This is a genomic window from Hydrogenophaga sp. R2 (assembly GCF_049843595.1).
Taxonomy (GTDB): domain Bacteria; phylum Pseudomonadota; class Gammaproteobacteria; order Burkholderiales; family Burkholderiaceae_C; genus Hydrogenophaga.
This window is the reverse complement of the sequence record NZ_JBBHZN010000002.1, coordinates 492,287-518,413: the sequence shown is the minus strand read 5'-3', so window position 1 is coordinate 518,413 and position 26,127 is coordinate 492,287. Positions and strand designations below refer to the sequence as shown.

Below are 26,127 nucleotides of genomic sequence, written 5' to 3'. Positions count from 1 at the left end.
ACCAAGACCATGAACACCAATCGGCACATCAACAACAACCATTCGTCTGACGGCGGAGCCAGCGCCAGTAGCGAGAACGGCGCTGACCGATCCGATCGGGCAGAGAACGCCGGAAATCCCGGCCAGAACCCGATACCTGGCATGGAACTGCTGGCCAAGCTCTCGAAGGAGATTGGTGATTTCGATCAGGAGATCCGTGAGCAGCTGGCCGCACGCCTGCGTAACCAGGCGGCCAACGAGGCATCGAATCAGCCGGTCCGAGGAGCTGCCAGCTGTCACGGCGAAGCTGGAAGCAACGAAGGAGAGGAGGGCGCCTTTGTGCCTTACCAGGTCAAGCCCGGTGATGAGATGCCCAATCTGCTCGGTGAGCTGGCTGAGCCGGGCTCCGTTTTCCGGATGAACACGCTCATCAGCCCCAGCTTTCCGATGGGGCCTGTGGGACCGTATATGAGTAAGGCCGGGGCGATGAGTCCTCAGCGCCCGGCCAGGCTCTCCATCGCGCTGCTCGGTAGCGGCGACCAGTCGCTGGTGCTGCCCCTCGTCCAACGGGAAAATGGTGGGGCTGCCACTGCCACTATCAATGCTCCCCCCAAGCGGCAATCCCGGGTCAAATGGATCCAGGCCGTCAAAACCTGGGAGGGGAGCATCCCAGGCATGCCGCCGGATGCGCTGATGGTGACGGGCATTGACCAGCCCCGCTGCGGCAAGGGTACAGGCCCGTGGATGCTTGATCACCTTGAACTGCCCGGTGCGGTCGCGGCAGATCTGCAGCATGCCATCCTGAGTCTCAAGCCATCGCATCAAGCGTTCGCGATGGCAGCGATCTCGATTCCCACCATCGAGCGGGGTCTGATCGACATGATGCCTTCAGTCCATGCGGGTGTCGTCGCGCATCCCCTGGTTGTTGGCTTGGTCGCCTTGGAGCAGGTACAGGGAAGCGGATTGAACCAGGACCAGGTCTCGCTGGTCCGCCTGGCTTGCCTGATCGCAGACCTCGGGAAGGTACCCACGTGTTCAAGGACTGCTGGCGACTCAACGGCTGCCAATGAAAACGACTGGGTGTCAACAAAGCCAGTCGCTCAATCCGCTGAGCGCGTGGCTCACCCGATGACCCAGCTCAAACTGCGCCGAATGCTGGGTCGATTCATCCAGGCAATGCACCAAGCTCAGGACAGCCGGCTTTCCAACCTGGCTCCCGAACGATCTGCTGGATACGAGTCGGCCGGCCAAGCGTCCAACCAAGAAGGCATCTGGCTGCAGCAGCTCCTGAGTGACTCGGTGCTGCTGGAGTACCGCCTTGACAGCCGACGCGGACCGCTGAGCGAGAACCCGATCAGCCCGGACTTCTGCGCCATGGCGCGAGCGTTTTCAGACGCGATCCAGCTTGCGCGCAGGGAAGCCAACGCGCGCTTGAGTCATGGCAAGGTGGAACTGGTCTTGGTTCCAGTCCCAGGTCAGGAATGCTCAGGATCGATCAGCACGGGGGTAACGTCGACACAGTCCGCCTGCGCTGCGAACGATGAGGTCGCGCAGGATGCTCATGTAGGTGGTGATCGGGAAGCATCCGTCGATAAACGACCGGAGTTCGACCAGGAGGGGCCTGCGGCTCTCCCGGGCGAGAAGGAGCTAGCCAGCGAACACGAAGCCAGTGGGAACGCCGACACCGTCTGCGATGACCAGCCACAGCTGTTTGGCTACGTACCTGCGCAGTTGAATCGCGACGCTGTCCGGATCCCGGATCACGAGCGCCGGGCTTATCAAGACCGATCCATCCCTTGGCCGTGTCCTAGCCTCTCCTGGGCAGCCGGCATGCTTGACGGTGACGGTTGCGTGGCCATCGTGCGGCAGACCTACCCGGACCGAAACGCCAACTACCGGCTGGTCGTTCAGGTCACGCAGAACTGTCTCCAAACGCTGGAGCACTTTCGCTCATGTGTCGGTGTCACGGCCCCAATCCATGAGGTCAAGCGCCGTATCGGCCACAACCGACAGGTCTATACGCTGAACTACGCCGGCCCCAAGGCTCTTCTGGTTCTTCAGCGGCTTCGCGCCTACCTGGTGCGTAAGCGTCCGGAAGCGGAGGTCGCGCTGTCCTTCATCGAGAAAGGTCAGGTTGGTCGCCGCTTCGGCCCCCGGGGAGTTCCTCCCCAGCTCGAGGCGATCCGAATCAGCCACTACAACAAGCTGCGCGCGCTCAAGTGATCCAGGGAGAGCTGACATGACCGAACAAGGCCATCAAGAAGCCCTGAACAAGGGCGCAGATCACACCGCGGTGCAGCTCGATGCAGACTCAAGTCGGGCATCGTCAACATCTTCAACTGAGCGCAGTTCCCAAGGGGCTGGAAACGAAATGCCGGAAGAGGGGATTCAAGCCGCTCAGTCCGCCCGCCTGCCTGCGGACTTCACCCACCCGACAGCTCCCGGACGTAGCCGATTGCTCACCGATGAGCACTTCGTACCCTGCTCGTGGGTGGACGACGATCAGGACAAGAATCAACTATTGTTGCCCCAGTACCAGGCGCAAGCGTACGAGCAGGACCGGGATGACCGGTTTGAGGAGGAGCGGCTTGCCAAGGAGGAGGCGCGCAGGCGAGCTGCAGAGCAGCGTTATGCGGAAAGTGAAGTCAAAGACGAAGAGCGTCGAAAGCGTAAGGAGGCGGAAGCCGCTGCCGCAGCTGCCCAAGCCCAGCAGGCCAAGCGTGACGCGCTGATTAAGAAAGTGGGTCTGACGGGTGATCCCGAGAGGTTCTGCGCGAGCATGCAGAACGTCTCGCCCAACCTGCGCCTGCAGGTGTTTCGTCCGGAAGATATTGAGCGTATGGCGGGCGTCACGCAGTCGGTGGACTCGGACCTTCACAAGCGCAATGAGTCCATCGGCCAGGCCCTGGAGCTGAAAGGACCTCTGCGCTTGGTTGGGTTACCGCGGTCATTCAAGGCGATGCTGGATCTGAAGGAGGCTCTCCCGCACTTTGGTGAAGTGATCGATTTCGTGGTGAACCATGTGGAGCTGCAAAAGCGCAGTCGGGAGCTCAACCCGGGCCGGCCCGCTGCGCGGCTCCCGCCCATGCTTTTAAATGGCCCACCTGGGGTCGGGAAAACCCATTTCTGCGAGGCACTGGCTGATGTCCTGGGCGTGCCTGTACGTCGCAACCCCATGGACCAGGCAGAGACTTCGGCAGCTTTGCTGGGATCGGACATGAGCTGGAGCAACTCACGATTCGGGCTGGTGTTCGAGTTGCTGGCACTGGGGGACTATGCCAACCCGGTGGTCATTCTGGACGAGTTGGATAAGGCCAATAGTACGAGCGTCTCTTCGGGAGTCCTGACCTCACCGACTGCAGTGCTTCACTCATTGCTGGAGCCGATATCAGCCGCGAGGGTGCGGGACATCAGTCTCAATCTGGAGATCGACGCGAGTCAGGTGTCCTGGATAGCCACTGCCAATTACCCGTGGCTTGTACCGGCAACGCTTCGATCCCGCATGAAAGAGTTCTTCATCTTCATGCCGGATGCAGAGCAGGCCATCCAGGTGGCGAGATCGGTAGTCAGAAGCGCATTGGCAAGTGTCGGAATGACGCTGGACCATGTGGACCGACAGCTCATCATCGCAGTGGCGCACTTGAGCGCCCGCGAGATTTACCAGGCGACGATCGAAGCAACCGCGGCGGCAGTTCGCCGAGGTGGTGTGAGGGTGCTGGTCGCTGATCTGCCTCGTGATCTGTTGGGCAGTCTTGAGGCTTATTCCACTACGAGTGCTTGGCTGCATTGAGGGGGCTCGTGACCCAAAACTGGAACCGACTCGCAAGGCTGAATTGACCCAGGCGGCCTGCCGGTAACTGCCCCTTGGCCCTGCCGGTTCTGAAGAAAGAAGATTCATTCTCGATATCGTCTACAAGGGAAGCCAATGTACCCCCATGTGCTTTGAAGCAAGGGCGGGTTGCGCTTGGAGCCTAGGCGGGGCCGGCGCGTTTGACTCAGGTTGTGAAGGCTGGTGGTTTCAGCAGTGTCAAGGTCGCCGCCCAAACCCCATTCAACCTCGTCCTGGAGGCCAAACCGTAAGGACTGCAAAGCCCGCCACATGTTTGCGATGTGAAGCGTGCAAAGTGCATTGCCGATTGAATGGGTGTGCTTGGCTCGTTGAGCGCTCGCAAGGATCCTGTGCGGTTATTCTGGAAACACGCGATACTCCCGCCCGCCCGTGTTTTCTGTTCACCTGTCTGTTCTCGACATGTCGTCCCGCTCCAAGACTGTAGTTCGCGCGTTCGTTGCGGCCATCAACGCTCAAGACTGGGCTGCGCTCGAACGTGTTGTTTCCCCGACCTTCACGAGGCACAGCACGGCCGCGGGCGCGATGGGCGTCAAGAGCGCTCGTGATCTGGTTCAGTACTTGCGCCAGGAGTTTGTGACCTTTCCGGACGCAGTCGAGTACATCGAGGACATCTTCGCCGATGAGGACAAGGTTGCGGTTCGCCATCGGTTTCGAGGGACGCAGACCGGACAGATGGGGCCGTTCCCCCCAAGTGGCAAGGTGATGGATGCCACCTACATCGCCATCTATCGGGTTGAGGGCGATCGCATTTGCGAAGCGTGGGTGGAGTGGGACAACTTGGCCGGTCTTAGACAGCTTGGTCACGCTCCCGATTGATGGATTTCCGTTGCCTAACGCCCATCTGACGGCAGCGCTCGCCGAAGGCCAGGCTGGTGTACTGGGCGGATTGGTCGCTGTGATGGATGACGGCTTGCGGCTTGCGCTGGGTCAGCGCCACGTTGAGTGCCGAGAGCACCAGCTCGGCCGTCATGCGCTCGCCCATGATCGACGAGTACACGCGCGAGTGCCTGGCGATCGATGTGGCCGGCTCCATCCATTCGCGCCGGGTGGTGGAGGTGCTCTCTCGCCTGGTCAGCATCCACGGCGCGCCGCTGTTCATGCGTTCGGACAATGGCCCTGAATTCGTCAGCCATGCGATCCTGGAGTGGATCTCGCAGGCGGGTATCGCCACTGCCATGAGCGATCCGGGCAAGCCTTGGCAGAACGGCGCCGACGAGAGCTTCAACGGCAAGCTGCGCGATAAGTGTCTGTCCCTGGAGTGGTTCAGGTCACGCAGGGAAGCCGCGGTGATCATCGAGGCTTGGCGGCATCACTACAACACGGTGCGGCCCCACAGCAGCCTGGACTACCTCACCCCACACGAGTTCAAGCAGCATAGCCTGCACAATCCGCCCATTCCCAACCGAGCCGTCTTACAGGAATGATCGGGCCGAAAAAGTTGAGCAGGTCACGTCTTGCGGTGAACTGAGTAACGAGTCTTGCCCTAGAAGATCATGACAGTTGAGATTCGAATGTACGCCGTGCGACCTCAAGCTCAGGAAGCAACTTGTTCACCATGTCGTCCAGTGACATGCGCGATGTCGTAACCGATAGACTGATTGCAGCGACCAATTCACCACTCCCATTGCGTACAGGTACCGCAATCGATCGCAAACCCAACTCTAACTCTTGATCATTGACAGAGAAGCCGTACTTTCGAATCCAGCGTATGTCTTCAAGGATCGCTTCCGGCTCGGTCTTGGTGTGGGGTGTGAGTGCTGGTCTTGCCATGCGCCCAAGCCGGTAGGTGATCTCCACATCGCTGAGAGAGGACATCAGTACCCGTCCTGTGGCCGAGCAGTAGGCTGGCAGGCGCGCGCCAATCCCTAGCCCAAATGAAAGACTTCTCCGTCGCGTTGAACGAGCTACGAAAACGACGAACTGCGAGTCCAGCACGGCCAGCGATGCTGACTCGCGGGCCCGCTCACTGGTGAACTCGAGAATAGGCTGGGCGACCTTGGTGAGCGGAGTGGAGTGCACGTAGGCGTGCACGAGCCGCAATGTTCGCGGCTCTAGAGAGAACATTCGTCCATCGCAGCGCGCGTAACCCAGCTTCACCAGGGTCAGCAAAAGGCGGCGTGTGGACGCCTTCGAGTGGCCGGTGATTTCTGCCGCCTGGCTCAGCGTCATGGGCGCGTTGCTCACCCCGAAGGCCTCGATCAGCAACAGACCTTTCTCCAGGCCCATCACGTACTCCTTGTCGACGCCGTCGCGCACTTCACTGTCCATGCGGTCCTGCCTTTCCGTTTGTTTTGTTCGGTATGCGAAAACTTTACCGGATTTGGTTGACCTCGTGAAAGCCGAAAAATACAGTTATGTTCACTGAACGACAAATGGTTCGGTATTCGAACCACCAATGCCATGAATGCCCCTCATCCCGCCAGCACCCCGGAGACCGCTCCGCTGCGGTTCTGGCCGTCTCCCTCGCTCACGCGCATCCCCTATCGCGTGTACCAGGACCAGGACCTGGCTACCGCCGAGCAGCAACGCATCTTCGAAGGCGCGACCTGGAACTACCTCTGCCTGGAAGCCGAGCTGCCCCAGCCGGGTGACTTCCGCACCACCTTCCTCGGGCGCATGCCGGTGGTGGTGGCACGCGACACCGACGGCGAGATCTACGCCTTCGAGAACCGTTGCTCGCACCGCGGCGCACTCATCGTGCTGGAAGACAGTGGCCACGCCACGGACTTCCAGTGCGTCTACCACGCGTGGCGCTACGACTGCCAGGGCAACCTCAAGGGCATCGCCTTCCAGAACGGCGTCAACGGCCAGGGCGGCATGGACCCGTCCTTCTGCATGAAGAGCCACAGCCCGCGCAAGCTGCGCACGGCCGTCTACTGCGGCCTGGTGTTCGGCAGCGCCAGCGAGGACGTGCCCGACCTTGAGGACTACCTCGGTCCCGAGATCGCGCGCGGCATCGCCCGGGTGCTGCACAAGCCGGTGGAGGTGCTGGGACGCTTCAAGCAGGCCCTGCCCAACAACTGGAAGCTCTACGTGGAGAACGTACGCGATACTTACCACGCCAGCCTGCTGCATGTGTTCTTCACGACCTTCCGCCTCAACCGGCTGTCGCAGAAAGGCGGCGTGATCGTCAGCGAGTGCGGCGGCAACCACATCAGCTTCTCCGCCATCGACCCGGGCAGCGACAAGGGCCAGGACTACGACAAGGAAGAACTGCGATCCGAGAAGGACGACTTCCGTCTGGCCGACACCAGCCTGCTCAAGGGCGTGGACGAGTTCGGCGACGGCGTGACGCTGCAGATCCTCTCGGTGTTCCCGGGCTTCGTGCTCGCGCAGATCCAGAACACCATCGCCGTGCGCCAGGTGCTGCCCGAAGGTGTGGACAGCACCGCGCTCAACTGGACCTATCTCGGCTTCGCCGATGACACCCCCGAGCTGCGCACCATGCGCCACAAGCAGAGCAACCTGATCGGGCCGGCGGGCTTCGTCTCGATGGAAGACGGCGCGGTGGGCGGCTTCGTGCAACGCGGCATTGCCACCGCGCAAGACGACAACGCCGTGGTGGAAATGGGTGGCGAGAGCGTGCACACGCAGACCAGCCGCACCACCGAAGCCTCGGTGCGTGGCTTCTGGAAGGCTTACCGCGCCCACATGGAAGGTCCTTCGGCATGAGCGCGGTCATGAACAACACCATCGACACGCAAGCCGTGATGCAACTGAACGCGCACTACGCGCGCTGCATCGACAACGACCACCTGGAAGACTGGCCCGGCTTCTTCACCGAGGACTGCCTCTACCGCGTCACCACCGAGGACAACCACCGCCAGGGCCTGTCGGCTGCGCTGATCTACGCCGACTCGCGCGCCATGCTCGGCGATCGAATCCTCTCGCTGCGCCGGGCCAACGTGTACGAACGCCAGCGCTACCGGCACCTGCTCGGCATGCCGGCCCTGCTTGACGAAACGCCCCAGGGCCGCCATTGCGAAACACCGTTCCTCGTGTTTCGAATCATGCGCACCGGCGAAACCAGCGTGTTCGCCAGCGGACGCTACATCGACCGACTCGTCATCGACGCCGACGGCGAGTTGCGCATCGCGCAGCGCGACGTGGTGTGCGACAGCCACGCCATCGACACCCTGCTGGCGATTCCGCTGTGAGCATGTCCTACCGCATTCAGGTGGTCGGGCTCGACGAACCCATTGCCTGCGCAGAAGACCAGTCGGTGCTGGAGGCGGTGCGCCAGGCCGGCTGGGAGCTGCCCTATTCGTGCAACGCCGGTGTGTGCGCCAGTTGCAAAGGCCGTGTGCTGTCGGGCCGCGTGGCCCCGGGCCGCGCCGGCGACCACGCGCTCAGCGATGCCGAGCGCGCACAAGGGATGGCCCTGTTCTGCCAGGCCCGGCCCTTGAGCGACCTGGTCATCGAGCCGAGCAAGCTCACGCGCATCGATCCGCTGGCGCGCCGCCGCGTGGCCGCGCGCGTGATGCGGCTGGACTGGCTAGCCAGCGACGTGGTGCGCATGAAGCTGCGGTTCCCGGCGGGCGAGAAGGTGCGCTTTCAGGCCGGCCAGTACCTGCAGGTGCTGCTGCCCGATGGCCAGCGCCGCAGCTACTCGATGGCCAACCCACCGCACCAGAACGACGGTGCCGAACTGCACATCCGCGTGCTGCCCGATGGCGCGTTCTCGCAATGCCTCTCCGGCGGGCTTGCCGCGGGCGACACGGTCGAGGTGGAACTCCCGCACGGCGACTTCCACTGGCGCGAGCAGCACGAAGGACCGGTGGTGATGCTGGCCAGCGGCACCGGCTTCGCCCCCCTCAAGTCGATGCTGGAAGACGCGTTCCGCCGCGGCCTGCAGCGCGACATCAGCCTCTACTGGGGCGCGCGCACGCCGCGCGACCTGTACCTGCTGGATCTCGCGCGCGGTTGGGCGGCAACCCGCGGCATCCGGTTCGAGCCGGTGATCTCCGAACCCACCGCGGGCGACGGTTGGCAGGGGCGCACCGGTCTCGTGCACGAGGCGGTGCTGGCCGACCACGCCAGCCTGGCGGCGCATGTTGTGTACGCCTGTGGCGCACCGCCCATGGTGGCCGCCGCGCGCCACGATTTCACCGCCTTGCGCGGCCTTTCATCCGACGCCTTTTTCTGCGACGCCTTTGCCGTGGCCACGCGCCCCGCGGCCGCCCTCGCCGACTGAACCCACAGGAGACCCACGATGCACGCCAACCCCTATAGCGGAGTTCCCGTCAGCGACTTCGACCCTTACGACAGCGCCGTGCTGGCCAACCCCTACCCGCACTACGAGCGACTGCGCGAGGCGGGCCCGTGGGTGTGGCTGGAGCGCTATGGAGCACTGGCTGTCGCGCGCCACGAGCAGGTGCATGCGGTGCTGTCCAAGCCCGACCTGTTCTGCTCCAGCGCCGGCGTCGGTCTGGCCAACTTCCACACCGAAACGCCCTGGCGCAAGCCCAGCATCATCCTGGAGGCCGATCCGCCGAACCACGGCCGCACCCGCAAGGTGGTGGCTCGCGTGCTCTCGCCTGCCTCCATCGGCCGGCTGCGTTCCACCTTCGAAGCCGTGGCCGCGCGCATGGTCGATGAACTGGTGGAGCGCGGCTCCTTCGACATCGCCCGCGAGCTGTGCGAGGCCTTCCCGACCAAGTCCTTCGGCGATGCGGTGGGCCTGCCCGCCGAGGGACGCGAGCACCTGCTGCCCTACGGCGACATGGTGTTCAACGGCTTCGGTCCGATCAACGAACGCTTCCACGAGCGCATGAAGACCTCGGGCGAAGCGGTGAACTGGATCGCCCAGGTGTGCCGCCGCGAAGCGCTCACCACGGACGGCCTGGGCGCACAGCTCTACGCTGCCGCCGACGATGGCGAGATCACGCACGAAGAGGCAAGCATGCTGGTGCGCACGCTGCTCTCGGCCGGGTTGGACACCACGATCTTCACCCTCTGCAATGCCATGCTCAGCTTCACCGCGCATCCGGAGCAATGGGCGCTGCTGCACGAGAACCCCTCGCTGGCGCGCCAGGCACTGGAGGAAGTGTTGCGCTACGACCCGACCTTCCATTCCTTCTACCGCACCACCACGCAAGCGGTGGAGGTGGACGGCATCACGCTGCAGCCGGAACAGAAGGTGGCCGTGTTCATCGCATCGGCCAACCGCGACCCGCGCCGCTGGCCCGGCGCCGACACCTTCGACATCACCCGCCGGGCCACCGGCCACACCGGCTTCGGCGCCGGCATCCACGGCTGCGCCGGCCAGATGATGGCGCGCCTGGAGGGCGAGGTGCTGCTCACCGCGCTGGCGCGCCGTGTGGCCCGCATTCACCGCGAAGGCGAACCCGTGCTGCACTTCAACAACACCGTGCGCGGCCTCAAGTCCCTGCCTGTGTCGGTGGAGCCTTCGCTCGCCGCCGTTCACTGAACCGCCCATCCGCAGAACCCAAGGACACCCCCATGCCCAGCATCGTTTACGTTCAGCCCGACGGCTCGCGACAGACCATCACCGCCGACGTCGGCAGCACCGTCATGGCCACCGCCATGGCACATGGCGTTCCCGGCATCGTGGCCGAGTGCGGCGGATCGGCCATGTGCGCCACCTGCCACGTCTATGTCGACGAAGGTTCGCTCGCCGGTTTGCCGCCGGTCAGCGAGGTGGAGGACGCCATGCTCGCCAGTGCCGCGAGTGAACGGCGCGACAACAGCCGCCTCAGTTGCCAGCTGGTGCTTGCCCCGGGCATGGAAACGCTCGTGGTCAACATCCCCGAACGCCAGGTGTGATGGCCTCGCGCATCGTCATCGTCGGCACCGGTCAGGGCGGCTTCCAGCTCGCGGCCTCGCTGCGCGAAGCCGGGCATGAAGGACCCATCACGATGGTGGGCGATGAGCCCGGCCTGCCCTACCAGCGCCCGCCGCTGTCCAAGGCATTCCTCAAGGGCACCGTCACCGTCGAAGGGCTGCTTCTGCGGCCCGCGGCCCTCTATGAGCGCCTGCGCCTGGAGGTGCTGTCGCCCGTGCGCGTCGAGGCCATCGATCGCGCCGCACATTGCGTGCGCCTGAGCAATGGCCAGGCACTCCCCTACGACCACCTGGTGCTGGCCACCGGGGCGCGCGTGCGCTGGCCCGATGTGCCCGGCGCCTCGCTCAAGGGCTTGTTCGGGCTGCGAACCCTGGCCGACGCGCAAGCCCTGCGCGAACGAATCGGGCATGCGCAGCGCATCGCCGTAGTGGGTGCGGGCTTTATCGGTCTCGAACTGGCGGCTGTGGCACGCGCTCTCGGGCGGGAGATAGATGTCATCGAAGCGGCCGAGCGGCCCTTGCAGCGCGCGCTGTCGGCGCGCATGGCACAGTACTTGAGCGATTGGCATGTGTCGCAAGGCGCGCGGCTGCATTTCGGTGCGCGGCTCGCGGGTTTTGAAGGCGGTCACGGCGACAATGGTCAGGTGCAGGCCGTGCAATTGGCCCATGGCGAACGCATTGCCGCCGATCTCGTGGTGATCGCGATCGGCGTTACGCCGAACGACCAGCTGGCACGCGACGCCGGCCTCGCCACCGACAACGGCATCGCGGTCGACGAACAACTGCTCACCGCTGACCCCGCAATCTCCGCGCTGGGCGACTGCGCAAACTTTCCCTGGCGCGGGGAGCGCGTGCGCATCGAATCGGTCCAGGCCGCGGTCGATCAGGCGCGTCACATCGCTGCCCGGTTGCGCAGCGGCACCGGCGCGGCCGGCGCACCGTACGACAAGCTGCCTTGGTTCTGGAGCGAGCAAGGCGCCTGCCGCCTGCAGATCGCCGGCCTGGCGCGCCCTGACGACGAGGCCCGGATCGACGGCGATCCGGACAGCGGCCGTTTCTCCGCGCAACGCTGGCGCGATGGCCAGCTCGTCGCGGTCGAATCCCTCAACGACCCCAGTGCCCACATGCGCGCGCGCAAGGCATTGACAGAGGCGACGCTCGCCCTCGCCTGAGTCCTCCCCTTCCCACCTCCCGCACTTCAGGAAAGACAAGACATGAGCAACCCCTCCCGCGTCATTGCGGTCACTGGCGGCGCCAGCGGCATCGGTTTCGCCTTCTCGAAGGCCCTGGCGCAAGCCGGCCACCGCGTGGTCATCGCCGACCTACGCGGCGCTGAAGACGCCGCACAACGCCTGGTTGCCGAAGGCCATCAGGCGATCGGCGCCGACACCGATGTGGTCAACCCGGTCGCCGTGCAGGCCATGGTCGACAAGGCGGTCAACACCTTCGGCCGGCTCGATGTGCTGGTGAACAACGCGGGTCTGTTCACCACGCTGGCGATGCGGCCGTTCGAGCAGATCCCGAACGAGGAATGGATGCGGGTGATGGAGGTCAACACCCTGGGGCCCTTCATGTGCGCAAAGGCCGCGGTGCCCGCGATGCGCCGCAACGGCTTCGGCCGCATCGTCAACATCGCATCGACCACGATCAACAAGGGCACGCCCAACCTGCTGCACTACGTGGCCAGCAAGGGCGCGGTCGTTGCCTTCACGCGCTCGCTGGCGCGTGAGCTGGGCAAGGACAACATCACCGTCAACGCCATCTCGCCCGGCTTCACGCTGAGCGACGGCGTGCTGCAGAACGACCTGCACAGCCAGATGGGCGACGTGGTGCGCAAGACCAGCCGGTCGCTGCAGCGCGACCAGGTGCCCGAAGACCTGGTGGGCGCACTGCTGTTTCTCGCCAGCGATGGCGCGGGCTTCATCACCGGCCAGACCATCGCCGTCGATGGCGGATCGGTCTTCATCTGAGCCAGCGAGCCAGTCCTCACATGACCGACACCGCCTACGGGCCCTCCTACCTCTACATCGACGGCGAGTTCATCACCGGTGGCGACCGCCGCCACCAGGACATCGTCAACCCCGCTACTGGCCAGCGGATCGGCTCGCTGCCGCACGCGCGCGTCGATGACCTGGACCGTGCGCTGCAGGCAGCCCAACGCGCCTTCGCCACGTGGCGGCAGTCGTCGCCGCTTGAGCGATCGAAGATCCTGCGCCGTGTGGCCGAGCTCACGCGCGAACGCGCGCAGCAGATCGCACGAGAGCTCACGCTCGACCAGGGCAAACCCCTGGCCGAGGCCATGCTCGAGGTCAACACCTGCGCCGAACACGCGGAGTGGCACGCGGAGGAATGCCGCCGCATCTACGGCCGCGTGATCCCGCCGCGCCAGCCGCACGTGCGCCAGATGGTTCTGCGCGAGCCGGTGGGCGTGTGCGTGGCCTTCACACCCTGGAACTTTCCCTTCAACCAGGCCATCCGCAAGATGTGCGCCGCCATCGGCGCGGGCTGCACGTTGGTGCTCAAGGGACCGGAAGACTCGCCCAGCGCCGTAGTGGCACTGGCCCGCCTGTTCCACGACGCCGGCCTGCCGCCGGGTGTGCTGAACGTGGTCTGGGGCGATCCTGCGCAGGTGTCGCATCACCTCATCGCCTCGCCGATCTCGCGCAAGGTGTCGTTCACCGGTTCCGTGCCGGTGGGAAAACAGCTCGCCGCGCTGGCAGGCGCGCACATGAAGCGCATCACCATGGAGCTTGGCGGCCACGCGCCGGTGATCGTCTTCGAGGACGCCGACGTGGAGGCCGCGGCCCAGTTGCTCGCGCGCTTCAAGGCGCGCAACGCCGGGCAACTCTGCATTGCGCCCAGCCGCTTCTACATTCAGGAAGGCGTCTACGAACAGTTCCTGGAGCGCTTCACGGCCATATACGGCAGCCTCAAGGTGGGCGACGGGCTGGCCGAGAACACGCAGATGGGCCCGCTCGCGCATGCGCGCCGTGTCGATGCAATGGACGGCTTTGTGAGCGATGCCCTGGAGCGGGGTGCCCGAGTGGCCTGCGGCGGCCAGCGCCTGCCGGGTGCCGGCCACTTCTTCCCGCCCACTGTGCTCACCGACGTGCCCGACGACGCGCGGGTGATGGTTGAAGAGTCCTTCGGCCCGCTGGCGCCTTTCACGCGCTTTCGGGACACCGACGAGGTGCTGCGCCGCGCCAATGCGCTGCCCTTCGGCCTCACGGGCTTCGTGTTCACCAACTCCATCAAGACCTCCACCCGCGTGGTCAACGACCTCGAGGTGGGTATGGTCAACGTCAACCACTTCGGCATCACGCTCGCCGAAACGCCCTTTGGCGGCGTCAAGGACAGCGGCATTGGAAGCGAGGGAGGCAGCGAAACCTTCGATGGCTACCTGATCACCAAATTCGTATCACAAGCCAGCCCGGCCTGACAGAACCCCCACACATAACGCTCTGGTCCGACCTCATCCCCCGGACCGGCCACGGCATCCCGTGCGCAATGGAGAGGGATGGTTTTGCCCTCAACTTCATGGAGACAACCTATATGTACCGAAGAACCGTTCTGAAGTCAGCCGCCATTGCGGCTACCGTCGGCGCGCCCGGACTGGGTGCCTTCGCACAGCAGACCGTGACGCTCAAGTTTCATACCTTCATGGCGCCAACGTCCAATGTGTATCTCAACGCACACAAAGCATGGATGGCCAAGGTCGAGCAATCATCGGGCGGGCGAATCAAGTTTGAAGGTTATCCGGCCATGCAGCTAGGCGGTACACCCCAGCAACTGTTCGACCAAGCTCGCGACGGCGTAGTTGACATCGTCTGGACGCTGGCGGGAAACACCCCAGGGCGCTTCCCGCGCACCGAGGTGTTCGAGTTGCCCTTCATGACCCACGACGCTGTTGGAGCTTCGCGTGCTGCCTGGGAGTATTTGCAGACCTACGCCGCTGGCGAATTCAAGGATGTGCAACCGTTGGCCTTTCACACGCACGGACCGGGCGTTCTGCACTCGCGCAGCAAGCCCATCCTGCGCGCGGCTGACCTTCGCGGTCTCAAGATGCGCGGCCCGACTCGCCAGGCCACCAAACTACTCAATGCCGCCGGTGCCACTGCGGTGGGCATGCCGCTGCCCCAGATTCCTGACGCCATCTCCAAGGGGGTCATCGACGGTGCGGCACTGCCATGGGAAGTGATTACCTCAGTGAAGATGCATGAGCTTGCGCAGCATCACAGCGAGTTCGCGCCGGGAAAGCCTGCTCTATACAACACCGCTTTCGTAATGGTGATGAACAAGGCACGCTACGCCTCACTACCCGCTGACCTGCGCAAGGTCATCGACGACAACTCTGGCGTCGAGACATCGGTATGGTTCGGAAAAGTGCAGCAGGACGTCGATCCTGTTAGTCGCAAGGCGGCAACCGACCGGGGCAATAAGGTGCACGTGTTCACAGATGCAGAGACGCAGGAGTTCATCAAACTCACCGGCGATATCGCTGCCGAATGGGTGCAGGATATGAACCGGCGTGGGGCCGACGGTGAGAGGCTGTTGGCAGGTGCGAGGGCACTAATCGCAAAGTACAAGCCCGCATGAGCGTCCCCAACCGCATTGCTCTGGCCTTGGGTGATCCCAACGGGATCGGACCGGAGATTGCGCTAAAAGCGCTGGCCGCCCAGCCTGCGGCCAGCCTGTTCCGCTTCACGGTGTTCGGTCCTGGGGATGTGTTGCATGCCACAGCGGAACGCCTAGGCATGACCAAATTGCTGGCATCAGTCCGCCATAAAGAGGCTGGCTCTTTGGACTCTGAATCGGCACGCCCAGGCGAGGTGAATGCAGCGGCTGGAGCCTCTGCAGTGGCAAGTGCAACAGCAGCCATTCTCGCGACGCAGGCCGGTGAATGCGATGCAGTCATTGCCTGCCCTCATCATGAGACGGCGGTTTCATTGGCGGGCATTCCATTTAGTGGCTATCCCTCGCTGCTTGCGCGTGTGTGCGGCCTAGCATCGAGCGAAGTGTTTCTGATGCTCGTGGGCGGTGGACTACGTATCGTCCATGTCACTCTGCATGAAAGCGTTCGCGATGCGCTCGATCGGTTGACGGTTGACTTGATCTGCGCGGCCACAAGATGCGGTGTTGCGGCTAGTGAGAGAATCGGCAGCGATCTGCTCACCGTTGGAATGTTCGGAATCAATCCGCACGCATCAGAGGGTGGTCTATTTGGCCCCGAGGACAAGGCCTTGACTGTTCCTGCAGTGAATAGGCTCCGTCAGGAAGGTTACTTGGTAAGCGATCCAATCGGCGCCGATGAGCTACTGAGTCGCCGCCAGCACGGTCTATACGTTGCGATCTTCCATGACCAGGGTCATATTCCAGTCAAACTTCTTGCCCCTAAAGGTGCAAGCGCCCTGAGCATTGGTGCTGACGTTGTGCTGTCAACTGTTGGGCATGGCAGTGCAATGGACATTGCGGGCGCTGGTGTTGCAGATCCCACAGCGCTATTGCGAACTATCGACCTGCTTAGCGCGACCGGTACGCATCATCCTCTGTAACAGAAAGATCTCCACATTGGGACTCACCGTTGAAGTGCCAGCGAGCATCGGCGTTTGATGGGATGACAAAGACCACGGATGCTGCTGGGCATAGTGTTCTCGCCAGCCATACCCCAGATCAAACCCAACGGACGTTGATGCAATATGGGTTGCAGCCTTGGAGTTGGAGTTGATGTTGCCCAGGGCGCTGGCACCCCGGTTGCAGGCACAACTGGTTCAGGTTCGCGCTGTGTGGGATTCGGACGTATCCACGACCATGATTTACACGCATGTGCTGAAGGTGGCTGCCGGTGGCACGGTCAGCTTGCTGGATGCGATGGCATTTGAGACCTGAAGGTCCGGTTTTCGGTACGTGGGAGAAGGACAGCTGTGGGCCCAAAGCGGACGGCTCAGGCCGCTGCGAATTTGCGTAAGACCTGATTTACTTGGGCGCCGATGTGATCGACTTTTTCGCCTTTTGCGAAGGTTACAGCCATTGAGGTAAGCATGAATACTGTCGCGTTCATCATCACTACTACTTCGAGATCTGATTCGCACTTTTCGATGGTCTCCGGCTTCACGTATTCGAACATCTCTAGGTCTGTATAAGGGCCGCCATGGACAAACGAAGAATAGAGTGCGTACGCAGGCAAAATTGCAGAGAGGAACGGCACATCGCGAGATACGAAGCCTATGCCATCGCCTGATAAGTATCGAAGGATCGATCGATACTTGAACCTCCCTGAGTACTCTTCAAGTTGCCTCTTGTTCAAGCGTGCCGCTTCTGGATACAGGGTTTCGATCGCCTTGGAAAAATCGATGGCGATCTCATTTCCAACCAAGCTCTCCGCAGCCCTTAGCGAGTTGCAGTAGTCCAAGGCTTCGATCGCGCCACAAAAGTTGTAGTACTCGCTGCCCACTGCATCTGTTTTCTCTTTACTCATTCGTACCCACAGGTACAAAAAGCGGAGAAAGTGCTCACAGAATGAGCGGTACAGCACGCGATAGGCGTACGGATTGTTGTTGTCGACAGAATCGAACATAGCCGTCTTCAGCGAATTCGCCTTCGCGCAGAACATCGCCATAGCACGCAACGTCCGGGGGAACTCGGTATTGCACCCAGCCCCAAAGACGGCAGCGCCGTACTTCTCGACTATTGCAAAAACTTGATCGTCTGCTTGGCGGTAGTCCATAGGTGATGTCGGTGCCTCTGTTCGCTGTTGTGGCAGCAATAGCTGAAGCCAAAAAGCGTCCCAGGGGAAAGTCCGCCTATGGCCGATAGCTGGCATCCTATCCTTGGCCCTGCGGTGTCAGCAACCAGCCTTCAGCAGTCTCATGCCCCGCTTGGTCAGAGCCTTGACCTGATATTCAGGCTGCAACGCTTCGTTTAGCGAGATTGAAGATTAGGCTTATGGATGTTTGTGGCATCACTTGGTTGCTTGGGAGCCCCAAGTAGCTCATGCCTTGACGCCCCTTTGGCGATCGAGACATGCAGTTCGACTGGGAGTCTGCGATTCCCTTGTCCGGCCAGGTAGCTTGACTGTTCCGGCGTGAGGTCGGACGTACGAAGTAGCAGCCTCCTTGCCTCACCGAATCTTGGTGGGGCTGAAATGAGCTTGAGCACGAACCCTCGTCTGTCCTGGGCAGGCAATCCTCGCACGGTCCAAGACCCCTCCCATACTGGGCCGATTTCCCCTTGAGCGCTCAGATCGAACCGCTCGCCTTCTGCGGTGGTGGCTTCTGTGGAAGCGGAGAGAATCGACTCTGCCGCCAGAGCTATTTCGTCTGCAGTCGCAACTGGTACGCACCCTTTCACTGGGTCGTTGATCATCCGGTTGGCAGCTGTCGATAACGCAGGTCTATCGAGCACTGCAATCTCGTGATCTTGAAGCACCGATCGCAGACGATCTCGCCAGGTAGAGACTTCAACCTCAAAGATCTCGGAGACATCCGCCTGATGACCGAGCGCAACAGGAAGAAGTGACAGTTGCTCAAGTTCTTGGCATATCACCTCAATACCGATGACGTCCTCGAGCGGCACGAAACGAAACGTCAATGATGTCGAGAACGGGCCGTCATGGCCGAGAAGGCATACCCTTGAGACTTCATCAACCCATTCTTTAGCAGCCTCAGCCTGCTTCAAGGCGCATGATGCTGTCACGATCCGAGATTCATGGTGAGGTCGCAACGTGGCGATCGACTTAGTGCGCAGGCGTCTTGTTTCTTTACGCAGCATGCCGAGTTACCTCCAAGTGACTCCTCTTGAGATGTACTCCCAAGAAAAGGCCAGAAAAACCTTTCATCGAGTGGGCACTGCCGTCGTGGTTGGGGTCCTTGAGCTGTTGGCCGAAGTGCGATCGGATTGTGAGATAAAGCGAGGGCCGACCTGACCGCGCAGCAGCAGTACGAAGCTGGATATCCAGACCGAGTAGCTGCCTCATCTTTGAAAGCGCATGTCGTGCGTCCCGAATGTTGTCCGGTGTGTCATCCAGATAATGGAGATGCAACGACGAGAGATTCATGCTGCTGGCACGAATCACCCGGACTAACGCCTGGAAGCGCTCGTCTCCGACATGAACTGGCAAGTACCCCGAGCAGCCCATCGCAAAAAGAACATACTCTGTAGCAAGCTCGACATCCCGGTCGAACGGCTGTGAATCCAGATAGCTCATCAGACGTTCCCACTTCTGAGAAAGTGCCGAGCTGATCACTGGCGCCCAGTGCTCCCGGACAAGCCAGGCGTGAGGGTCCGGCTCAAGTATCGAGGGCGACTTCACACCCTCTGCCGAACGGCTGATACACCGGAACTCTTCCAGCACGCGCGACCATTTCGATGGATCCATACCAGCTGCAACAGCCAGGCCCCGTGTGCGCTGATTGCCCTGGTTCTCTATGCCTCCGAGTTGCAGCAGACACTGCAGGAGCGTCTTTGCTGCGAGCTCTCGAGGACGATAGTTCGTTAAAGGTGACTCTGGTGCCTGAACAGGGATCCCAAAAGCGTTGGCTGCAGAAGGCAAGGCAATGCCATGAGCATGCGCCTTGATGGAATTCAGCATAAGTTGCTGGCCAGCATCGGTAGTGCTTTTCGCGCCGGCCCGTGAGAGTCGTTGCCTTAAGTTCGCATCATGCTTTTTGAGCGAGGACGTGATCGATGAGTTTGTCCGAGCCATCCAGGCCGCCGCTGAGTGCGACCGAAGCAAGCGATCTTGGACTATCTGCTGATCGACGTTCCGTCGTATGCCTTCGCCAAACTGATGCGTGTAACTGGTGAACATCAGGTCGTTGGCTGCGTGACCGAGAGCATTGGCACGAAGATCGAACACCGAATCGGTTTCTGGAGAAGCCTGGCAAAAATCTCTGGCGTTGCCAAACGTGACCCAGCTATGCCGCAGGTCGTAAAGAGTTGAACGCTGATCTCCCGTACAGCTCTTCATGAGGATGGATGCCCACTTACGTATGTGGGCCTCATGCCAAATCTGATTGGGCTTACTCGGATCACCAAAGAGGAGGTCAGTCTGCTCGCTCATCCACGAGTTCAGTTCCCAAGTCAGGTCGTCCATGGTGCGCTCAGACACAGGTGAAGCGCCGGCAGGCCCAGAAACTGGAGCCCTGTGGCGTGCTTCAAGATACTCCAACAGGTTTTGCACTGTGCGGGGCGCGGTTGACGATACAAGCCTCCTTGACTCGGAGGTCTTGAGGCTAGGATCGGCACGGGTCGGATCCACCGCCACGTGGAGCTGCTCGTCCATCAACTGAAGGTTGTTGAGTCGAAGACGCAGGGCCTCGCCCGGACGAAGCCCAAAGTCACAGCAAAGTCCAATCAGCAAACGTGTCATCGGCAGGATCGGGTCTCCCGGGTTCAGCGCTATTGCTTCATCCAGCCAATCAAGAGCTCGATCAACTTCGTGTGGGAAGACCACTTGAGCACGAACGTTGACTGAGGTGATCTGCTTTTGCAACCGCGGCAACTTGACCGGATCCATCAGCTCCATTCTTATGAGCAGTGCTAGTAAAGCCTGGCTGAGCGCGCTTACTGACGGTTTGTTCGAATCTTCTGCGGATGCATGCACCTCTTCGATCCGTTTGATCAGCTGCTCTGGGTCGATCTTGGCCGGGTCCATGTCCTGCAAAGCAAGAAACAGTCGCTTTGCTCCGCCTGAGAAGTAGCGGCCAATGCTGGCAGGGGCAAGCTGGTGCTCCTGAACCAGGATCAAGGCCACCATGTGCAGCAGACGTGGCCACGGATGCAGGTCACCCAGTCGCGCTTGTATGTTCTTCAACTCACGCATGACCGCTGCGCGGGCTGCTCCTTGTCCCTTCCCTGCGTGAGTTGCCTTGACGATGTCATCCACCAAGTCGGCAGCACGATCGTGAACCCATGCCGAGTCGCCCTGGATCGAGACTGAGGGCAGTTGATGCAGCGATATGCTTCTTGCAAGCTTCGCCTCACCGATCGCGAGTTCCTCCTCCACCTCCAGATCAAGGACTTGCGCGTTCATAGCGAGGCGTGTGGTTTCTCTGGCTGCCGTGCTCGGATCGAGAGCGCACATGCGGAGCTGTCCGATCACATGTGCACGCAGCGCATTAGGCAGATGGACCACCGCATATGCCTGCGCGCTGGCGAGCAGCGCATTCCAGCTAGGGGGCAAATGGGCCCTTCGCGGGTGCCGTTGCATTGCAAGGAAAAGCTCTGCGATGCAGTCCTCCGGTGATTCCCATACAACCACCTCGTTTACTGCGATCACTGTGAAGCTGCTCACTGCACGCTCGTCATACATGAGCGTTTCAGGACCGCCCCTGTTGAGAATGCTGTCTGCTCGATCGTCTGCCGGCTGAGGTACGACCCAGCGAATAAAGTGCTGATCCTGGTAGGCGTGAATCTTCTTTAGCGCGGCGAAGGCGTTAGGTATGTCCTCGGGCTGCACGACTAGATCGAAGCCGACCAAGCAGCCCAGAGCAAGTGAGCTTGGTGAAATCAGCGGATTTGCTTCAAGCAAGAAAGCCTGAAAGTCCCGTAAAGGTTTTACTGGCTCATTCCCAGACTTGACTGTCAGATGGCTGCGCTGGTGCCGCTTGTGCTTTGATGTCATAGAGGTTCTCTGGTTACGCCCTGCGCAGCCCAGTTGCCATCTTTAGCCCTAGCCTTGCAATGTGGTTTGACTGAACCGCTTCAACTTCTTGCATCAGCTGCGCCAGGGTGGAGTTCCCGTACGCACTCGTGGGGCTGTTGCCAGCGACGGTGTGGCGCAAGAAGAAATCGAGCACCTTGTCTGAGCACCCAGCGCGGTGCAGATGGGTTGCCCAGTAGTGCCGGCCTACGTTTTCCTCGCAGCGCAACATCGGGGGAAGCACGTTCCACGTGGTCTTGCTGTTCGCCGGGCGGATCCCGTTCTTGTAGATACGGAAAAGCACAGGGACCCGCGCGTGCTGTCCCACCTGCATGAGGTGCAGAAGTACTTCTTTCCCAACGGTGGTTTTGCTGGTTTGGGGATCCCGTTGGTACCGACCAAGTAGAGCGTCGCAGTGGGCGTACCAGTTGGCGAGGAGGCCACGCACGATGCTTGTCAGTGCTGCGAATCGGCTGCCACTCTTGGACGGGTCCGATTTGTCGGTCAATGTCAGCAATACCGCATCTGGCCTGGCTGTGTCAGCCGTCAACTCGTACTGCACGGAAGGGCGTAGCCCCAGGAGGAAGCTGAGCGCCATCGCTGTGAAATCTGCATAGGCGTTATGGATATCGATCGCTGTCGCGAGAGACATTCGCTTGCCCTTGGGTAGCTCTTCGACGCGATCCACGTAGCAGGCCCAGATGGCTTGCAGCGCGTGATCTTTCAGGAGGTAGGGCGACCCGAAGGCACACGCTGACCCGATCGCAGCCTCGTTGGTCTTCCACCCCTCGCTTGACAGAAACCTGCACCATTCAGCTTCGAAGTCCTCACTTTCAAGGCACACGTACCATGGCCGAGCGCGTCCCACCAGATCCAGGCGCAGGAAGGCAAGAGACCGATTGGTGGACTTCATGCCATAGTCCCGGCCCTGTGTTGGGAACGTGTTGCGCGCCCTCGCTGAAGTCGGAGTGAGCCCATGTGCCGGCAGCGTTTGCTCGGAGATCGCAGAGACACCAGCTTGCAATTGATGATCTCGTTCGGCCTGCGGCAGGATGTCCACGAGTCGGATGACTGGTTGCCAATCGGATACCGATTCGGCCGCACCAGCGGACATTGTTTGCAGCGCAGCGATCAAGTTCATCGGCCAAGGGATGAAGTAGCTTTGCTGCGTAGGTTGGTAGATCTGGCCGTGGTCAAGCTCTAGGCGCCGACGTTCTACCAAGTGATTCAATGCGACATGTAACCCGCCTCGTTCGAGATCTAGCGTCAGCACTTCGCCGGGGAGTACCTCATCGCCTAACGCGAGCGTTGTGACCCCGCGTTCGTTCATCCCCGTAAACAGGCACATGGCCTCCACCACAGCGCCGGGAGCGGCCTTTTCCAGGCGTCGGCGTAAGTCCGCCTGGTACTCGACCATCTGCTCTCGTGTCAGCTGACGGTGGTTACGCACCCCGGTGCGATCTTTGACGTCTGCGTTCAGAGCGGTGCCAAGCAGATGAGCTTTATGTTCGTCGCCGACGTCCGATAGCTCCGACCTATGGACGACCTTGCCTCCATTGCGAGACGTGACGATGGCTTGCAATCGTTTGACCTTGCCGCTTACCGCCTGGCTCCACTGCTTCCCGAAACCGAGAGCCTGCATGTCAGCGGTAGTCTGAGCATTCTCAAATCCGGGCTTGGGCACCTTCCCAAGATCACGACGGAGGTGGTCCAGAAAATGCGGCTGTAAACGACGTCCTTCCGCCATCGCCAAGGCGAGTTCCGCTCCAAGCGCGATGGGTAACTCGATGCTTTCGGGGTCCAACTCCATGCAAAATGCCCAGGCCCCGCTCGTACCCAATCGGCCGTTCATGTGGATGAGCGGTGTCACATCTAGCAGGGATTGACCTTTGGCGTAGCTCGCCAAGCGGAACGCCAAATCGGTCTGGCGAGTTGTCACCTCGCCATAAAATTGGTATCGTTTGCTGAAGGCAATAAGCGATCTGCTCAGACAGTTGATCACCTGGCTGAATCTGGGCTGATCTCTAGGCACCTCAATACAGCCAATGATCTGCTTTGCCAACTCAGTGAGGTCTGGATCCAGCCCAAGAAAGAACTGGTCCTGCGGCGTGAAAATGACTCTTAACGATCCCAAATCTGACACGTAGCTACCTTGCGACTGACAGTTGTCTCAGCCCATCCCTGCCCATCAGAGGATTTCTACTGCGATCAACCCTTGGCTGCTGCGTGAAATACCTCACATCCAAATCAGATGGATTCGGTGCTGTCTACGCGTCAGCTTTTTCTAGAGTGCATGCGGCCTGAGAGGTTTGCAAGTACTGGCAGTCTTGAGGCGCTCGTGTCTATCCGAATTACGATCCGTCGAGATATCACTTACACAATTAAAGAAATTGAAACCCGCTTGATCCATCCTCTGATATCGGCAGATTAGTATTCAAATCTGTTTAATTTCGAGCCCGGCGGCCCTAGACGGCATGTAATACTAAAAAATATTTTTTGCGCCGTGGCGTTGGCGCAACAACTGCCGGGTGGGGGTTGCTGGTTTCACGTGCGGGCCAACTTTTCAGGTGTCTGTTACACGTGTCTCGCCACAGAGGTTATAGTCGTTGACTAGGTTGGTAGCGTTGGGACTGGTACAGAGGTTTTTGTGCTCGGTTTGTGACAGTCCAAGACTTATGGTCGTTGTAAGGCTCCATTTGATGTCACAACCGAAATGCGCTAAGTCATTGATCTTGTTGAATAACGTCAATGACTCCTGAATAGAGCCTCTCCAAATCGATGGAGTTACGCATCGGTTTTTTGCGCTCCGAAGCCAAGGGTCGTGGGTTCGATCCCCGCCAGCCGCGCCACCCCTCCCCGACCTTCGTCGCCCCCCGGGCGAATCCGGCTCCCGCGGCTTCAGTGGTCGCCGTCCGGCTTGTCCCGCGTCAGGCGCTCCGCAAACGAGATGCCGATGGCCGACAGCACGAAGGTGAAGTGGATCACCGCCACCACCGCCACGATCTGGATGTTCTCCAGGCTCAGGTCCCCGCTCAGGTAGGTCTTGAGCGCATGCACGCCCGAGATCGAGATGATGGCGAATGCCAGCTTGAGCTTGAGGTTGTAGGTGTTGACATGGTCCAGCCAGTCGGGCTTTTTCATGTCCTTGCTGTCGAAGTGCCCGGTGGTCACGAACAGCGACACGCCGGCCAGCGCCACCACCCACACCAGCTGGGCCACCATGGTCATGTCCACCAGCTCCAGCACCTTGATGATCAGATCGATCTTCTCCAGATCGCCGGTCAGCAGGGTGGTCATGAGCTTGTAGGTCTCCAGCAGGAACTTGCCCAGGATGCCCAGGATGATGGTCACCAGCCCCACATAGAAGAAGAGCATGGTGAAACGCATGCCGTAGAGCAGCGAGCCGATGCTGGAGAGCAGTTTTTCCATGAGGCGCGGAGGTGGTGAAAGGCGCGCCAGAATATCACTGGGGTCCGCACCCGGTGGCTGTTCCAGGACGAAGTCAGGCCGGGGTGAACGCCTTTTCCATCTCGCGCCGGAACCGCACCGCCGTGGCGTTGGCATCGAAGGCCACATCGTTCCAGCTCACCGCCTGACCGGCCGGCACCGGGCGCAGCAGCTTCACGCCATGCGCCAGACCCAGCGGCAGGCCGCCCAGGGCCAGCGATTCGCTGGTGGGCAGCAGCTTGCCGTACACCGTGTAGCCGCCTTCGCCGTCGAGCACCTCGCCGACCTTCAGGTCGCGCTTGGCCGTGGCCACCACGTCGCCATGCCAGCAGATGGGCGCGCCGGTGGATTCGCCGCGGATGCCGATGGACGCCACCGTGATGCCCAGCTCCAGGCCGATCAGGTGGAACGGCTTGTACATGCTCGAGTACTGGCCGCTGGGGTCGGTGACGAGGCCGTATTCCTTGAAGCAGCGGGCCACGTATTCGCTGTCCGCCGCGAAGGTGACATACACGCCCCAGCGCAGATCGCGGAACACCGGGCGGGTGTCGCGCTCGACGCTGGAGATCACCTCCACCTGACCGCGCTGGTCCAGGATGCCGCCGTGCTCGCGCGGCTTGAGAATGCGGGCCAGATCGTCCACGCCCACGGCCGGGAACTTCAGCCCGCTGGGCGCGGCCAGGCCGGTGGCGTTGGCCACGGCCGCCATCTCGATGGCGCTCTTGGTGCCGTCCAGGAAGCTGTTGAACATCTGGGCGTTCATGCCGCCCCGGGCCGCGTCCTCGGCGGTCAGGCCGTAGTGGTTCCACACGGTTTCGGGCGTGCTCTCGTGGTAGGTCGGCAGGTACTTGGTGCCCTTGCCGGCCGCCACCACACCGAAGCCCGCCGCCCGTGCCCAGTCGACCATCTCGCAGATGAGCGCCGGCTGGTCGCCATAGGCCAGCGAGTAGACGATGCCGGCCTCGTCGGCCCGCCGCTTGAGCAGCGGGCCGGCCAGCGCGTCGGCCTCCACATTGACCATGACGATGTGCTTGCGGTGCTCGCAGCAGGCCAGCACATGGGCAATGCCCACCGCCGGGTTGCCGGTGGAGTCGATGACGATGTCCACATGCGGCGAGGCGATCAGCGCCATGTTGTCGTCGATGATGGCCGTGTTGCCCAGGCGGGCCGCCTCGTCCAGCGTGCGGGCGCCAAACGCCTCGTCCTTCCAGCCCACGTTGCGCAGCGCAGCCCGTGCGCGGTCGGGGGACAGATCGGCAATGCCCACCAGGTGGATGCCGGGGGTGCGCGGTACCTGCGACAGGTACATGGAGCCGAACTTGCCGGCGCCGATCATGCCCACGCGAAGGGGCTGGCCGGCGGCGGCGCGCTGCTGGAGGCGGGCGTACAGGTTCATGGTCTTTCGTGT

Annotated in this window: 20 protein-coding genes and 2 pseudogenes; 14 read left to right on the top strand and 8 right to left on the bottom strand. The window is 61.5% G+C overall.

The features are described 5' to 3' along the window. The first annotated feature begins 9 nt into the window (after positions 1-9). From WD026_RS10990 to WD026_RS10980, 3 genes are all read left to right on the top strand, one after another. Positions 10-2,202, top strand: coding sequence for a hypothetical protein (locus WD026_RS10990; RefSeq protein WP_425723692.1), 2,193 nt, complete (start codon positions 10-12; stop codon positions 2,200-2,202). A gap of 16 nt (positions 2,203-2,218) precedes the next feature. Continuing rightward, complete coding sequence (locus WD026_RS10985) at positions 2,219-3,769, top strand: AAA family ATPase (RefSeq protein WP_425723691.1); 1,551 nt, start codon at positions 2,219-2,221, stop codon at positions 3,767-3,769. Positions 3,770-4,198: 429 nt separating this feature from the next. After that, on the top strand, positions 4,199-4,645 hold the full coding sequence (locus WD026_RS10980) for an ester cyclase (protein ID WP_425723690.1): 447 nt from the start codon (positions 4,199-4,201) through the stop codon (positions 4,643-4,645). 13 nt (positions 4,646-4,658) lie between these two features. Here WD026_RS10980 and WD026_RS10975 read toward each other — a convergent pair. Continuing rightward, positions 4,659-4,814, bottom strand: a pseudogene (locus tag WD026_RS10975) (IS3-like element ISAav4 family transposase); the annotation flags it as partial. Between WD026_RS10975 and WD026_RS10970 the strand changes: the two are divergent. Then, positions 4,810-5,253: pseudogene (locus WD026_RS10970) on the top strand (integrase core domain-containing protein); the annotation flags it as partial. The pseudogenes WD026_RS10975 and WD026_RS10970 overlap by 5 nt on opposite strands. 67 nt (positions 5,254-5,320) lie before the next feature. Here the strand turns inward: WD026_RS10970 and WD026_RS10965 are convergent. Then, positions 5,321-6,097, bottom strand: a complete 777-nt coding sequence (locus tag WD026_RS10965; RefSeq protein ID WP_425723689.1) for an IclR family transcriptional regulator domain-containing protein — start codon at positions 6,095-6,097, stop codon at positions 5,321-5,323. 132 nt (positions 6,098-6,229) lie between these two features. On the opposite strand from WD026_RS10965, the gene WD026_RS10960 reads away from it, so the two are divergent. The 10 genes from WD026_RS10960 to WD026_RS10915 all read left to right on the top strand — a co-directional run bounded on the left by WD026_RS10960 (position 6,230) and on the right by WD026_RS10915 (position 16,185). Further along, positions 6,230-7,501 (top strand): aromatic ring-hydroxylating dioxygenase subunit alpha, encoded by a 1,272-nt coding sequence (locus tag WD026_RS10960; RefSeq protein ID WP_425723688.1) that lies wholly within the window; start codon positions 6,230-6,232, stop codon positions 7,499-7,501. An 8-nt stretch (positions 7,502-7,509) separates the two neighbouring features. After that, the gene (locus WD026_RS10955) at positions 7,510-7,986 is read left to right on the top strand and encodes an aromatic-ring-hydroxylating dioxygenase subunit beta (RefSeq protein WP_425723687.1); all 477 of its coding nucleotides are present in this window, start codon (positions 7,510-7,512) and stop codon (positions 7,984-7,986) included. 2 nt (positions 7,987-7,988) lie between these two features. After that, positions 7,989-9,023 carry a 2Fe-2S iron-sulfur cluster-binding protein gene (locus WD026_RS10950; protein WP_425723686.1) on the top strand — a complete coding sequence of 345 codons (1,035 nt, stop codon included), beginning with the start codon at positions 7,989-7,991 and terminating at the stop codon, positions 9,021-9,023. Between the two features lie 18 nt (positions 9,024-9,041). Continuing rightward, on the top strand, positions 9,042-10,259 hold the full coding sequence (locus tag WD026_RS10945) for a cytochrome P450 (RefSeq protein WP_425723685.1): 1,218 nt from the start codon (positions 9,042-9,044) through the stop codon (positions 10,257-10,259). A gap of 32 nt (positions 10,260-10,291) precedes the next feature. Further along, positions 10,292-10,615: a 2Fe-2S iron-sulfur cluster-binding protein gene (locus WD026_RS10940; protein ID WP_166228541.1), complete on the top strand. Its 324-nt coding sequence runs from the start codon at positions 10,292-10,294 to the stop codon at positions 10,613-10,615. Continuing rightward, on the top strand, positions 10,615-11,805 hold the full coding sequence (locus WD026_RS10935; protein ID WP_425723684.1) for an NAD(P)/FAD-dependent oxidoreductase: 1,191 nt from the start codon (positions 10,615-10,617) through the stop codon (positions 11,803-11,805). The genes WD026_RS10940 and WD026_RS10935 overlap by 1 nt, the downstream gene beginning before the upstream one ends. Before the next feature lie 42 nt (positions 11,806-11,847). After that, positions 11,848-12,603 carry an SDR family NAD(P)-dependent oxidoreductase gene (locus tag WD026_RS10930; protein ID WP_425723683.1) on the top strand — a complete coding sequence of 252 codons (756 nt, stop codon included), beginning with the start codon at positions 11,848-11,850 and terminating at the stop codon, positions 12,601-12,603. A 20-nt stretch (positions 12,604-12,623) separates the two neighbouring features. Next, the gene (locus WD026_RS10925) at positions 12,624-14,072 is read left to right on the top strand and encodes an NAD-dependent succinate-semialdehyde dehydrogenase (protein WP_425723682.1); all 1,449 of its coding nucleotides are present in this window, start codon (positions 12,624-12,626) and stop codon (positions 14,070-14,072) included. Between the two features lie 113 nt (positions 14,073-14,185). Beyond that, positions 14,186-15,229, top strand: coding sequence for a TRAP transporter substrate-binding protein (locus WD026_RS10920; protein ID WP_425723681.1), 1,044 nt, complete (start codon positions 14,186-14,188; stop codon positions 15,227-15,229). Beyond that, entirely contained in the window at positions 15,226-16,185 is a 960-nt protein-coding gene (locus WD026_RS10915) for a PdxA family dehydrogenase (protein WP_425723680.1), read from the top strand. The genes WD026_RS10920 and WD026_RS10915 overlap by 4 nt, the downstream gene beginning before the upstream one ends. Before the next feature lie 389 nt (positions 16,186-16,574). On the opposite strand, the gene WD026_RS10910 is transcribed toward WD026_RS10915, so the two are convergent. From WD026_RS10910 to WD026_RS10885, 6 genes are all read right to left on the bottom strand, one after another. Further along, positions 16,575-17,357, bottom strand: coding sequence for a DUF5677 domain-containing protein (locus WD026_RS10910; protein WP_425723679.1), 783 nt, complete (start codon positions 17,355-17,357; stop codon positions 16,575-16,577). Positions 17,358-17,551: 194 nt separating this feature from the next. Further along, on the bottom strand, positions 17,552-18,400 hold the full coding sequence (locus WD026_RS10905; protein WP_425723678.1) for a hypothetical protein: 849 nt from the start codon (positions 18,398-18,400) through the stop codon (positions 17,552-17,554). Next, complete coding sequence (locus WD026_RS10900) at positions 18,390-21,254, bottom strand: hypothetical protein (protein WP_425723677.1); 2,865 nt, start codon at positions 21,252-21,254, stop codon at positions 18,390-18,392. The genes WD026_RS10905 and WD026_RS10900 overlap by 11 nt, the downstream gene beginning before the upstream one ends. A gap of 13 nt (positions 21,255-21,267) precedes the next feature. Continuing rightward, positions 21,268-23,415, bottom strand: coding sequence for a hypothetical protein (locus tag WD026_RS10895; RefSeq protein WP_425723676.1), 2,148 nt, complete (start codon positions 23,413-23,415; stop codon positions 21,268-21,270). 755 nt (positions 23,416-24,170) lie between these two features. After that, the gene (locus WD026_RS10890) at positions 24,171-24,701 is read right to left on the bottom strand and encodes a YqhA family protein (protein ID WP_425723675.1); all 531 of its coding nucleotides are present in this window, start codon (positions 24,699-24,701) and stop codon (positions 24,171-24,173) included. A gap of 73 nt (positions 24,702-24,774) precedes the next feature. Then, positions 24,775-26,115, bottom strand: a complete 1,341-nt coding sequence (locus WD026_RS10885; RefSeq protein WP_425723674.1) for an NAD(P)H-dependent oxidoreductase — start codon at positions 26,113-26,115, stop codon at positions 24,775-24,777. Between the last annotated feature and the right edge of the window lie 12 nt (positions 26,116-26,127).